This window comes from Streptomyces sp. SAS_272 (assembly GCF_052543235.1).
The window spans coordinates 33293-44794 of sequence record NZ_JBMNDR010000029.1 but is presented as its reverse complement, the minus strand read 5'-3'; the positions used below and the strand labels follow the sequence as shown (position 1 = coordinate 44794).

Here is an 11502-nt window from a genome sequence, read left to right as displayed (position 1 = left end):
CAAATGAAAGCAAAGCCCAAAGCGTTACGCGTCGCGTTTCTTCAGCAGGAGGTAGCCGCCGGCGAGGGCCGCCGCCGTCCACAGCGCCATGATCGCGAACCCGCCCCAGGGGCCGTACGGGGTGTCGTCGTCGATCCGCGTGACCACCTGCATGACCCTGCTGCCCGCCTGGTCGGGCAGATACCGGCCGATCTTCTTCGTGGCGGAGACGTTGCCGAGGATGTTGGAGATCAGGAAGAAGAACGGCATCAGGATGCCGAGCGACAGCATCGGCGAGCGCAGCATCGTGGCCACGCCCATCGAGAAGACGGCGATGAGCGTCATGTACAGACCGCCGCCGACCACCGCCCGCAGGACGCCGCTGTCCTCGATCGACGCCCGGTGCGAGCCGAGCATGGCCTGCCCGAGGAAGAAGGTGACGAAGCTGGTCACGAGCCCCACGGCCAGCGAGAGCCCGGTGGCCACCGCGATCTTGCTGAACAGGAAGGCGCCGCGCTGCGGCACGGCGGCCAGCGAGGTGCGGATCATGCCGGTGCTGTACTCGTTCGACACCACCAGCACCCCGAACACGATCATCGCGAGCTGACCGAGGGTCATCCCGGCGAAGCTGACGAAGGTGGGGTCGAAGGAGAGCCGGTCGTTGCGGCTCATGTTGTCGAACTCGTGGCTCGACAGCGCCGAGATCAGCACGCCGAGGGCGACGGTGACCACCACGGCGAGGGAGAGCGTCCACACCGTGGACGCCACCGACCGGATCTTGGTCCATTCGGACCGGATGACCTGGGTCGCCGCCATCGTCAGCTCCTCGTCCAGTCGTCGCCCCACTGCTGCCTGGGCTGTACGTCGGGCATGCCCGCTGGCACGTCCGGGGGCATGTCCATCGGCACGTCCGTGTGCGCGTGGTACTGGACCGACTCCGCGGTCAGCTGCATGAACGCCTCCTCCAGTGAAGCCCGCTGGGGGCTCAGCTCGTGAAGCACGATCTGGTGCCGCGCGGCCAGCTCGCCGATGTGCTCGGGCTTGCCGTCGTCGACCTCCAGCGCCCCGCCGCCGGTCTCGACGACCACCGTCCCGGCGTCGTGCAGCACATCGAGCAGCCGCTCCCGCTGCGGGGTGCGGATACGGACGTAGCTGCGCGAGTTCTGCGCGATGAAGTCGGCCATGGAGGTGTCGGCGAGCAGCCGGCCCTTCCCGATGACGACGAGATGATCCGCGGTGAGCGCCATCTCGCTCATCAGATGGGAGGAGACGAACACCGTCCGCCCCTGCGAGGCCAGCGATTTCATCAGGGTGCGGATCCAGTGGATGCCCTCGGGGTCGAGGCCGTTGACCGGCTCGTCGAACATCAGGATCCGGGGGTCCCCGAGGAGCGCGCCGGCGATGCCCAGCCGCTGCCCCATGCCCAGCGAGAACCCCTTGGCCTTCTTCCGCGCCACGGAGGTGAGCCCGACGGTGTCCAGCACCTCGTGCACCCGGCTCCGCGGGATGCCGTTGCTCTGCGCGAGACACAGCAGATGGTTGAAGGCGCTGCGTCCGCCGTGCATGGCCTTGGCGTCCAGCAGGGCGCCGATGTAGGTGAGGGGATCCTTGAGCCGGTCGTAGTGCTGCCCGTCGATCAGGACGTCCCCCGCGGTCGGCCGGTCGAGACCGAGCATCATCCGCATGGTGGTGGACTTCCCGGCGCCGTTCGGACCGAGGAAGCCCGTGACGATGCCCGGTCTGACGGTGAAGCTGAGGTTGTTCACCGCCACCGTGTCGCCGTACCGCTTGGTCAGTCCCGACAGCTCGATCATGCGGCCACGCTAAAGCGCGGCAAAGCCCCCTGCCACCGGAGTGGCAGAGGGCTCGACAGCTGTCCGTTCCCCGTGTCCCCGCTCGTTACCGCGACTGCTGCGCCGGCACCCCGCGCGAGATCGGCTCGTCGTCCGTGGACGGCGCGCCGGCCGCGGCCACCGCGGCGCCGGTCAGCGTGGCGAGCATCTCGCGGACGTTCGTCAGCTGGGCGTTGATGCTGTCGCGGCGGTTGGTGAGCGCCGCCAGCTCGCGCTCGGACTCGGAGCGGATCCGGTCCGCCTTGGCGTTCGCGTCGGCCACGATGTCCTCGGCCTGGCGCTGCGCCGTCTCGACGGTCTGACGGGCACGACGCTCGGCGTCGGTGCGCAGCTTCTCCGCCTCCAGACGCAGCTGCTCCGCGCGGTGCTCGATCTCCGCGAGACGCTTCTCCGCCTTCTGCTGACGGGACGCCAGGTCGCGCTCCGACTGCTCGCGGCGCTTGGCGAGGTTGGTCTCGAAGTCGGCGGCGGCCTGTGCGGCCTTCGCGCGGGTCTCCTCGAAGAGGGCGTCCGCCTCCTCACGCTTCGACTGAGCGTCCTTCTGCGCCTCGGAACGCAGCTGCGACGCGTCGCTCTTGGCCTTCTCGACGATCCGGACGCCCTCGTCCTCCGCCTTGGACTTGCGCTCCGCAGCGAACGATTCTGCGTCGTTGCGCACCTGCTGGGCGGCCGACTCGGCGAGCTCCCGGTGCTGCTCGGCCGCGCGACGGGCCTCCTCGCGCAGGTCCTTGGCCTCTTCCTCGGCGAGGCGGAGGATCTTCTCGACACGCGCGCCGAGACCGGCGTACGACGGCTCCGCGTCGCTTACCTGGGCCTGGGCGTTCTGCGTCTCGAGGTGGAGCTCCTCGATGCGCTTTTCCAGAGCAGTGATACGGGCCAGAGCGCTGTCACGGTCGGAGACGAGCTTCGAGATGCGTTCGTCCACCTGAGCGCGGTCGTACCCACGCCGCACAAGCTCGAAGCCGTAGGGGGAAGTGTCGCTCATGGGGTTCCTGTCGAATGAGACCGGTGAGGTGATAGGTGGAATCCTAGGGGCCTGAGCGGTGTGTCATCGAGCGTATGCGTGTTTGATCTGGAGAATGACACCCCTTTTGGGTGGCTGAGCGGCACAGCCCTTGCCAAAGGTCCGGTCAAAGGCCCCAGACTTTAACCCAATCCACACATTCCGCTAGCCGTCCGAGGGCTTCCCACCCGATCGGGGAGCTCCGATGGCAGCGCCCGCCTTGACGCCCCCGTCCTTGCTCCCGGCCGGCGCCTCGAAGGACTCCAGCGCCTCCAGCACGTCCTGGACGCGGGAGATCTCGGCGTTGATGTCCTCGCGCCGGCGCACCAGGACCTCCAGCTCCCGCTTGCCCTCCTCGACCGTGCGCCGCGCCTCGCGGATCGCCTCGGCCTTGAGCTCCTCGGCCTCCCGCACCAGCGCCGCCTTCTTCTGCTCGGCCTCCTTGAGCAGCCCCTCCGCCTTCTTCACGGCGGCGATGCGGACCTTTCCGGCCTCGGAGTTGGCATCCGACACCAGCTCCCGCGCCTTGGCCTGCGCCTTCGCGAGCTGTTCCTCGGACGCCTTGATGAGCGCGTCGCAGCGGTCGCCGGTCGACTTCATCGTCTCGGCGGCCTCACGGCGGGCCCGCTCGTGCAGCGACTCGATCTCGCTCGTGATGCGGTCGCGCAGCTCCTCGGCCCGCTCCCTTATGGCCGTGGCGTCACGCCGGGCGCCGATGAGCAGCTCGTCCGCGTCCGTACGGGCCTTCTCCACCCGGGAGTTGCCCTCCACCGTCGCCTCGGAGACCAGCCGGTCGGCCTCACTGCGGGCCGCGCCGACCATCGAGTCGGCCTGCGCCTCCGCGTCCGCGGTGGTCTTCTGCGCCTGGGTCTGCGCCTCGGAGAGCAGCTTGTCCGCCTCGGCCGCGGTCTCCGTGATGAGGGTGTCGACCTGCTCGGCCGCCTCGGAACGCCTCTTGTTGGCCTCCTTGCGGGCCTCGTCCAGCGTCGAGTCGGCCTCCTCGCGGGCCACGCTCATCAGACGGTCGGCCTCCGCGGCCGCCTCCGTCCGGACGCGCTCCGCCTCGGCACGGACCCGCTCGGCGTGCTGCTGCGCGGACCCCACGGTCTCGGCGGCCTCGGCGCGCAGCCGCTCGGCGTCCCCCGACGCGTCCGAGATCAGCTTCTCCGCCTTGGCGATCGACTCGGCACGCAGCCGCTCGGCCTCCGCGATCGTCTCGGACTGCAGCCGCTCGGCCTCGGCGATGGTCTCCGTCTGGAGCCGCTCCGCCTCGTTGCGGGCCTCGGTGATGAGGGTGTCGGCCTGCGTCGCCGCGTCCGAGCGGATGCGGTTCGCGTCGTCGCGGGCGTCGGCGCGGGTGCGCGACGCGTCCTGCTCGGCCTGGGCGATGGTGTCCGACGACTCGGTGCGCACCCGCTGGGCGTGCGCGGACGCCTCCGAGCGCAGCCGCTCCGCCTCGGTGATCGCCTCGCCGACGGTCTGCTCGGCCAGCGCCTGTGCCGCCTGCGCCGCCTCGCTCGCCTCCCGCCGGATCCGGCCCGCGTCCTCGGCGGCCCGCTCCCGCTCGGCGTAGGCGTCGCCGCGGACCCGGTCCGCCTCCTCCTCGGCCTCGCGCCGGACGCGGTCGGCCGCGTGCTCGGCGGCCGAGCGCAGCCCGCTGATCTCGTCCTGCGCCTGCTCGTGCAGTCCGGCCACGGAATCCCGCACCTGCTGCGCGTGCTGCTCGGCCGCCGACACCATCTCGGTGGCCCGCCGGTCCGCCTCCTCGACCAGCCGGACGGCCTCGGTCTGCGCCTCCTCCACGCGCTTGCGCGCCGAGGCCAGCAGTTCCTCGCTCTGCTCGCGGGCCCGCTCGCGTTCCTGGCCGGCCTCCTGGCGGGCGGAACCGAGCAGCTCCTCGGCCTCGCGCCGACGCCGGACGGCCTCCTCCTGGGCGGCGGCCAGCGTCTCGGACGCCTCGTCGGCCAGCCGCTCGGCCGCGGCCTGCGCCTCCGCGCGCACCCGGTCGGCGGTGTCCTGCGCCTCGGTCTTGAGGCGCTCCGCCTCGGCGGCGGCGTCGGAACGCAGCCGGACGGCGACGGCCTCGCCCTCGGCGCGCGAGGCGGACGCGTCGGCGGCGGCCTCGTTGCGCAGCCGCTCCGCCTCCGCGTCGGCCTGCTGCTGGAGGCTGCGGATCCGCTCGGCGGCCTCGGAGCGCAGCCGCTCGGTCTCCTCGACGGCCTCGCGGCGGATCCGCGCGGCCTCCTCGCGGGCGTCGGTGAGCGCCTGCTCGGCGGAGGCCAGCCGGCTCTCCGTCTCCGTCTGCAGCCGGGTCAGCTCCTCGGCTGCCTCCGCCTGCCGGACCTCTATGCCGCGCTCGGTCTCCTCGCGCAGCTCGCGCGCGGCCTGCTCGGCGTTCGAGGTGATGGTCTCGGCGAGCTCCACCGCCTCCTCGCGGGAGCGCTCGGCCTCCGCGCGGGTGCGCTCCAGGGTCTCGGCGGCCTGCCGGCGCAGCGCGGTGGCGCGCTCGATGGCCTCGGTGCGCACCTTCTCGCTGTCCGCGGTGGCCTTCTGCCGCAGCTCGTCCGCGTCGGCCTTCGCCTTGGACAGCAGCTCCTCGGCGGTCCTGGCCGCCTCCTCGATCTGCTGGACGGCCTCCTTGCGGGCCTCCGCGCGGATCTTCTCGCCCTCGGCGACCGCGTCGGCGCGCAGCTGCTCGGCCTCGCCGCGCAGCCGGCGGGCCTCCTCCTGCAGCTCGACCGTCTTGGCGCGGTACTCCTTGGTGTCGTCCTTCGCCGAGCCCTTGAGCTGCTCGGCGATGTCGTGCGCCTCGGCGCGCAGCCGGTCCGCCTCGGTCTCCGCCTCGCGGCGGATCCGCTCGGCCTCCTCGGCGGCGGCCCTGGTGGTGCGCTGGGCGTCCTCCTGGGCCTTGATGAGGACGTCCTCGGCGGTCTTCGCCGCCTTCGACAGCTGGGTGGCGCTTTCCTCGGCGGTGAGCGTGCGGGCCTTCTCGGAGGCCTCCGCGACGATCTTCTCGGCCTCGGTGCGGGCGTCGGCGACGAGCTGCTCGGCGTCCGCCTTGGTGGTCTCGGCCTCCTTGGTGGCCTCGCTGACCAGCCGGGCGACCTGTTCCTTCGCGGTGCGGGTGCGCTGCTCGTTGGCCGACTCGGCGCCCGCGAGCGCCTTCGACGCGGTCTCCTTGGCCTCGGCGAGCAGCTTGTCGGCCTCGGCCTGCGCCTTGCGCAGCGCCTCCTCGGCCTCGGACATGCGCTGCTCGGCGGCGCGGCTGAGCTCGCCGGCCTGCCGGCGGGCGGCGTCGGACTCGGTGACGGTGGAGGTGCGCAGCTGCTCCGCGTGGTCGCTGGCCTCCTGGGCCTGCGTGGACGCGGCGTTCAGCAGCCGCTCGGCGTCGGTGCGGGCCCGCAGCAGCAGTTGCTCGGCCTCGGCGCGGGCCGACTCGGCGTCGGCCTGGAGCCGTTGCCGGGCCTCCGTCGCCACTCGCTCGGCCTCGGCGCGGGCGGCGGTCAGGGCCTGCTCGGCCTCGGCCCGCGACTCGTCGAGCAGCCGGCGGGCCTGCGCCTCGGTGCGGGCGCGCAGCTGCTCGGCCCACGCCACGTTCTCGTTGACGTGCGACTCGACGTTCTGCCGGCGCTCGGCCAGCTCCTGGTCGAGCTGCTGCCGACGGCTGACGGCCTCCTGGTGCAGCTCCGCCTGGAGGCGGGCCGCCTGCTCGGCGTGCTCCTGCAGGATCCGCTGCGTCTGCGCCCGGGCCTGGCTCAGCTCCCGTTCGGCGTCCTGCCGCAGCTGGTCGGCCTGCATCTGCGCGTTGCGCAGCAACTGCTCGGCCTGGTACCCGAGGTCGCCGCCGTCGAAGGCGGGCCGGGACATGATGGTGCGGCGCGCCTCGTGCAACTTGGCGCGCAGCACCTCGACCTGGTAGCCGAGGTCCTCGGCATGCTGGATCGCCTTTTCCCGCTCGGTCTTCAGCCGCTTCATCTCGGCTTCGAACCGAGTCAGGTGGTCGACGTCAGCCGCCGGCTCCCGCTCCTGGCTCTCATAGCCCCGCACTGCGCGGTCCCATCCGTCCCTGGTCGCAAGCTTCCCGAACGAGCTCCGTCCATCCGCCGGACGGAGCCCCCGGGGAATGGTGTCAGATCAACGACGGAGCATGGGCTGCTGCCCCGACGCTCGTCCCCCGAAACCCGGACCCCGGCTGCGTCCCGCCGCTGACGGCAGGACCGGGTCGCCCCGGTGTGAGCGGCGACCGAGCCCAACCCTACCGGCCCATATGTACGGGGGTCAGTGCTCAGGTGACTCAACAGGGGCCGATGTGACCAGTTCTGTCAGCACTCCGTGGCAATCCTTCGGGTGCAGGAAGGTGATTCGTGACCCCATGGAGCCGCGTCGGGGCTCTTCGTACAGAACGCGTACGCCCTTGGAGCGGATGTCGGCGGCCTCGCCGTCCACATCCGACGTACCGAAAGCGATGTGGTGGACGCCCTCGCCGTTCTTGTCCAGCCACTTGGCGACGGTCGAGTCGGGGCGGGTCGGCTCCAGAAGCTGCAGGTAGGAGGCGCCGCCGTCGGAGGTGTCGTTGATCTTGAGCATGGCCTCGCGCACGCCCTGCTCCTCGTTGACCTCGGAGTGGAACACCTCGAAGCCGTATGTGGAACGGTAGAACTCGACGGTCGCGTCGAGGTCGTGGCAGGCGATCCCGATGTGGTCGATTCGCGTCAGCATGGTGCTAGTGCAGCGCGGCTGAGGTGGTTACGCAACGTGCGCGCGATCACACTGACGGCCCGATGACGGCACGGAGTGCCACTCAGTACATTCGAAGTAAACCCTCGTTCACTCCTCGGCCTGTGCAGGCCGGTAAGGGGAATCGCAGCTCATGACTGACTCGACTGGTTCCAACGGCACGACCTCGGTGATCGTCGCGGGCGCGCGTACGCCCATGGGACGGCTGCTGGGCTCCCTCAAGTCCTTCTCCGGAGCCGATCTCGGCGGCTTCGCGATCAAGGCCGCCCTCGACCGCGCGGGGATCGGCGGCGACCAGGTGCAGTACGTGATCATGGGCCAGGTGCTGCAGGCCGGTGCGGGGCAGATCCCGGCCCGCCAGGCCGCGGTCAAGGCCGGCATCCCGATGAACGTGCCGGCGCTCACGATCAACAAGGTGTGTCTCTCGGGCCTCGACGCGATCGCGCTCGCGGACCAGCTGATCCGCGCGGGCGAGTTCGACGTCGTGGTGGCCGGCGGCCAGGAGTCCATGACCAACGCCCCGCACCTGCTGCCGAAGTCCCGCGAGGGCTTCAAGTACGGTGCGATCGAGATGCTCGACGCCATGGCGCACGACGGCCTGACCGACGCCTTCGAGAACGTCGCCATGGGCGAGTCCACCGAGAAGCACAACACCCGCCTCGGCATCGCCCGTCCTGAGCAGGACGAGATCGCCGCCCTGTCCCACCAGCGGGCGGCCGCCGCCCAGAAGAACGGCGTCTTCGAGGCCGAGATCACCCCGGTGGAGATCCCGCAGCGCAAGGGCGAGCCGGTCGTCTTCAGCAAGGACGAGGGCATCCGCGCCGACACGACCGTGGAGTCCCTCGGCAAGCTCCGCCCGGCGTTCGCCAAGGACGGCACGATCACCGCGGGCTCGTCCTCGCAGATCTCCGACGGCGCGGCGGCCGTGGTCGTGATGAGCAAGGCCAAGGCGCAGGAGCTCGGCCTGGAGTGGATCGCGGAGATCGGCGCCCACGGCAACGTGGCCGGCCCGGACAACTCGCTGCAGTCCCAGCCCTCCAACGCCATCGCGCACGCCCTGAAGAAGGAGGGCCTGCAGGTCTCCGACCTCGACCTCGTCGAGATCAACGAGGCCTTCGCCGCCGTCGCGGTCCAGTCAATGAAGGACCTCGGCGTGTCCACGGAAAAGGTGAACGTCAACGGTGGCGCCATCGCCCTGGGCCACCCGATCGGCATGTCCGGCGCCCGGCTGGTGCTGCACCTGGCCCTGGAGCTCAAGCGGCGCGGCGGCGGCGTCGGCGCGGCGGCGCTGTGCGGCGGCGGCGGGCAGGGAGACGCGCTGATCGTGCGGGTGCCCAAGGCCTGAGTCGCGTCGTGCGACGCCACTCGCTGAACGCAACTGAACGGATCTGAACGGAGCTGTGATGCAGGACGTCTCCTCGCTGGTCGCCCAGGCCAGGGAAGGCCGCCCCCGGGCGGTGGCCCGGCTGATCTCCCTCGTGGAGGGGGCGTCCCCGCAGCTCAGGGAGGTCATGGCGGCGCTGGCGCCGCTCACCGGCAACGCGTACGTGGTCGGGCTGACGGGGTCGCCGGGCGTGGGCAAGTCCACCTCGACGTCCGCGCTGGTCACCGCCTACCGCAGGCAGGGCAGGCGGGTCGGCGTGCTGGCCGTCGACCCGTCGTCCCCGTTCTCCGGGGGCGCGCTGCTCGGCGACCGGGTCCGGATGTCCGACCACGCCTCCGACCCCGGCGTCTACATCCGCTCCATGGCCACTCGCGGCCACCTCGGCGGCCTCGCCTGGTCGGCGCCGCAGGCGATCCGTGTGCTGGACGCGGCCGGCTGCGACGTGATCCTGGTCGAGACGGTCGGCGTGGGCCAGTCGGAGGTCGAGATCGCCTCCCAGGCGGACACCAGCGTGGTCCTGCTGGCCCCGGGAATGGGCGACGGCATCCAGGCGGCCAAGGCGGGCATCCTGGAGATCGGCGACGTCTACGTCGTCAACAAGGCCGACCGGGACGGCGCCGACGCCACCGCCCGCGAACTGAACCACATGCTCGGTCTCGGCGAGGCCCGCGGCGCCGGGGACTGGCGGCCGCCGATCGTGAAGACCGTGGCCGCGCGCTCCGAAGGCATCGACGAGGTCGTCGAGGCGCTGGAGAAGCACCGGGCGTGGATGGAGGAGCACGGCGTCCTCGCCGAGCGCCGCCGCGCCCGCGCCGCCCGCGAGGTCGAGACGATCGCCGTCACGGCCCTGCGCGAACGCATCGGCGACCTCCACGGCGACCGCCGCCTGAGCAGCCTGGCGGACCGCATCGTCACCGGCGAGCTCGACCCCTACCGGGCGGCCGACGAACTGGTGGCGGGGCTCACGGAGGGCTGAGCCGGGCCGGCGGCACGGCGCAGAAAACGGCGTGCGGGACACGCGCGGGCGCTGGTACGTTCGTCGTGTGTTTCTCCTCTTGGCATAGGGACCGCCCAGGTCCGTGATCGGTGAGCGGCAGAAGGCCGGACCGGTCGCGGCGATCAGGCGTCCCCTTTCCCGCCCTGCCTGGAGTCGAGGAACCCCCTCATGTCCGCTTCGCCCTCCCTGCGGCCTTCGTATGCCGCCGTCCTGCGGGTCCCGCACGCCTGCCGCACCTTCGCCGCCGCTCTGGCCGGCCGGTTGTCCTATGCGATCGTCCCGCTGTCCGTGATGCTCGCCGTGACCCGGTCCTCGGGCTCGTACGCGGTCGCCGGCGCCGTGATGGCGCTGTTCGGGGCCACCGCTGTCTTCCTGTCGCCCGCGCGGGCGGCCCTCGTCGACCGCCACGGGCCGCGCCGGGCGCTCGCGCCGATGGCGGCCGGGCACACCGCGCTGCTCGTTCTGCTGGCCGCCGCCGTCTCCCGGCCGGACGCCGCCCCCGCACCGGCGCTCGGCGCCCTCGCCGCGGCCGCCGGGGTTTGTGTGCCGCCGCTGGGGCCGACCATGCGGGCCGTCTGGACCCGGCTCGCCCCCGACCGGGCCCTGCTCCAGCGCGCCTACAGCCTCGACGGCGTCGCCGAGGAACTGCTGTTCGTGACCGGGCCGCTGCTGGTCGGCGTCCTCGTCGGCTTCGCACCGCCGGCCGCCGGGATCGTGGTCGGCGCGGCCCTGATGGCCGGGGGCACGGCCGGGTTCCTGTCGTCCCCCGCGCTGCGGACGGCGCCCGCGCCCGCGGGCGCCGGGGCCGTGCGGCGGGGCGGCGGCGGGCTGCGCGGGCTCGGGCGGCCCGTGGCCGCGATCGCCGGCGTCGGGCTGGCGCTGGGCGTGGTCGACCTGCTGGTCGTGGCGTTCGCGCAACGGCACGGACACGGCGCCGGCGGGGCGGGCGTGGCCTGGGTGCTGGCGGCGCTGTCGGCCGGCAGCGCCCTCGGCGGCCTGCTCAACGGCGCCGTCTCCTGGCGGACGCCGCCCGCCGCCCGGCTGCCGATGCTCACGGCGGGCCTCGGGCTGACACTGTGCGGCGCGGCCCTGGCGCCGGGCCTCGGCACCCTGGCCGCGGCCGTCGCGGTCGCCGGGTTCTTCGTGTCGCCGGCGCTCACCACGGCCTACCTGGTCGCCGACGAGGTCGCCGCGCCGCAGGCCCGGGTGCGGGCGGGGGCGTGGATCAACACGGCCGTCAACGCGGGCTGCACCGCGGGCACCGCGGTCGCCGGGGGGCTGGCCGGGCGGCTGCCGGTGGGGGCGTGCTTCGCGCTGACCGGGGCGGCGGTGCTCGCGACGTCGGCCCTGGTGGCGTGCGCGTCGCGGCCGGGGCGGGGCACGCCGAGGAAGGGCCTGGAGGGGACGGGCACGCCCGGGAAGGGCACGCCGACGAGGGACACGGGCGAACTCGTGCCCCTCGCCTGAGACGCCGGCGCCCTCGTCGTCGTCCAGGTCGGCATGCTCACGGCCGGTGGGACGTCGGCAGGCGGAGCCCTGTCGGGCTGCG

8 protein-coding genes are annotated in these 11502 nt (G+C 72.5%); 3 read left to right on the top strand and 5 right to left on the bottom strand.

Features of this window, described 5'->3' with window-relative positions; genetic code table 11:
* Positions 1 to 24 precede the first annotated feature (24 nt).
* The 5 genes from ACN6LD_RS18265 to mce form a co-directional block, all read right to left on the bottom strand.
* Positions 25 to 795 (bottom strand): ABC transporter permease, encoded by a 771-nt coding sequence (locus tag ACN6LD_RS18265; RefSeq protein WP_319192546.1) that lies wholly within the window; start codon positions 793 to 795, stop codon positions 25 to 27.
* Between the two features lie 2 nt (positions 796 to 797).
* Positions 798 to 1793 (bottom strand): ABC transporter ATP-binding protein, encoded by a 996-nt coding sequence (locus ACN6LD_RS18260; protein WP_319192548.1) that lies wholly within the window; start codon positions 1791 to 1793, stop codon positions 798 to 800.
* A gap of 85 nt (positions 1794 to 1878) precedes the next feature.
* Positions 1879 to 2817: a coiled-coil domain-containing protein gene (locus ACN6LD_RS18255; protein ID WP_319171280.1), complete on the bottom strand. Its 939-nt coding sequence runs from the start codon at positions 2815 to 2817 to the stop codon at positions 1879 to 1881.
* Positions 2818 to 3000: 183 nt separating this feature from the next.
* Positions 3001 to 6882: a polarized growth protein Scy gene (scy, locus tag ACN6LD_RS18250; protein ID WP_445043746.1), complete on the bottom strand. Its 3882-nt coding sequence runs from the start codon at positions 6880 to 6882 to the stop codon at positions 3001 to 3003.
* 231 nt (positions 6883 to 7113) lie between these two features.
* Positions 7114 to 7554: a methylmalonyl-CoA epimerase gene (mce, locus tag ACN6LD_RS18245; protein WP_057583989.1), complete on the bottom strand. Its 441-nt coding sequence runs from the start codon at positions 7552 to 7554 to the stop codon at positions 7114 to 7116.
* Between the two features lie 151 nt (positions 7555 to 7705).
* Between mce and ACN6LD_RS18240 the strand changes: the two genes are divergently transcribed.
* The 3 genes from ACN6LD_RS18240 (at position 7706) to ACN6LD_RS18230 (ending at position 11420) form a co-directional block, all read left to right on the top strand.
* Positions 7706 to 8917 carry an acetyl-CoA C-acetyltransferase gene (locus ACN6LD_RS18240; RefSeq protein ID WP_319192552.1) on the top strand — a complete coding sequence of 404 codons (1212 nt, stop codon included), beginning with the start codon at positions 7706 to 7708 and terminating at the stop codon, positions 8915 to 8917.
* 58 nt (positions 8918 to 8975) lie between these two features.
* Entirely contained in the window at positions 8976 to 9932 is a 957-nt protein-coding gene (meaB, locus tag ACN6LD_RS18235) for a methylmalonyl Co-A mutase-associated GTPase MeaB (RefSeq protein ID WP_319192554.1), read from the top strand.
* 189 nt (positions 9933 to 10121) lie between these two features.
* Positions 10122 to 11420: an MFS transporter gene (locus ACN6LD_RS18230; protein WP_445043745.1), complete on the top strand. Its 1299-nt coding sequence runs from the start codon at positions 10122 to 10124 to the stop codon at positions 11418 to 11420.
* Positions 11421 to 11502: the final 82 nt, after the last annotated feature.